Source organism: Pseudomonas brassicae (genome assembly GCF_010671725.1).
GTDB lineage: Bacteria > Pseudomonadota > Gammaproteobacteria > Pseudomonadales > Pseudomonadaceae > Aquipseudomonas > Aquipseudomonas brassicae.
The window spans coordinates 1-590 of the sequence record NZ_JAAHBU010000551.1 but is presented as its reverse complement, the minus strand read 5'-3'; the positions used below and the strand labels follow the sequence as shown (position 1 = coordinate 590).

The 590-nt window shown below is 62.7% G+C and carries 2 pseudogenes; one reads left to right on the top strand and one right to left on the bottom strand.

What is annotated here, in order from left to right:
• Window positions 1-305, bottom strand: a pseudogene (locus tag G3436_RS28395) (helix-turn-helix domain-containing protein); the annotation flags it as partial.
• 134 nt (window positions 306-439) lie between these two features.
• On the opposite strand from G3436_RS28395, the pseudogene G3436_RS25910 reads away from it, so the two are divergent.
• Window positions 440-590 (top strand): annotated as a pseudogene (locus G3436_RS25910) (FAD-dependent oxidoreductase); the annotation flags it as partial.

The window sequence follows — 590 nt, the reverse complement described above, 5'->3', positions numbered from 1 at the left end:
TCCTGGGCCAGGGTCAGGTCGGTCATCGCCACCCCCAGGCCGCGGGTGGCGGCATCGAGGGCGAGCTCGTTCGCTGGCAACCGTCTCGATTACCAGGGCAATGTCGGGGTCAAGGCGGTAGAACTCACTCAACCTGGGCAACAGCCAGCGTACTGCCAGCCGCGACTGCTGCGCACCAACAGCGGTACGCCAAAATGGCGCTCCAGCTGCTGGATTTTGCGGCTTACCGCGCTTTGGGCCAGGCGCAGCGTATTTGCTGCCAGGGTGAAGCGGCCTGTGTCGGCGACTTCGATCAAGGCCTGCATATCCTGCAGCTAAGGCACGTGATGAGTCCTGCTCATGCGTTTCATGGCGTACTCGCCTTTATCTATGCCATGTGAATGTTGCATGGGTGCGGTATGCGGGCGGTGGCTGCAACGGGTGGACAACGAGATGATGCATGCAAAATGTCTGTGGCTGGATTGCACAAGCGGGAACCCTGGCTGCGCACAGTCGCTTGAGTGGCGTCGAACGTGCCGACTGGCTGGTGGTCGGCGCGGGCATCACCGGGCTTAGCGCCGCGCATACCCTGGCGCAACTGCACCCGCAGG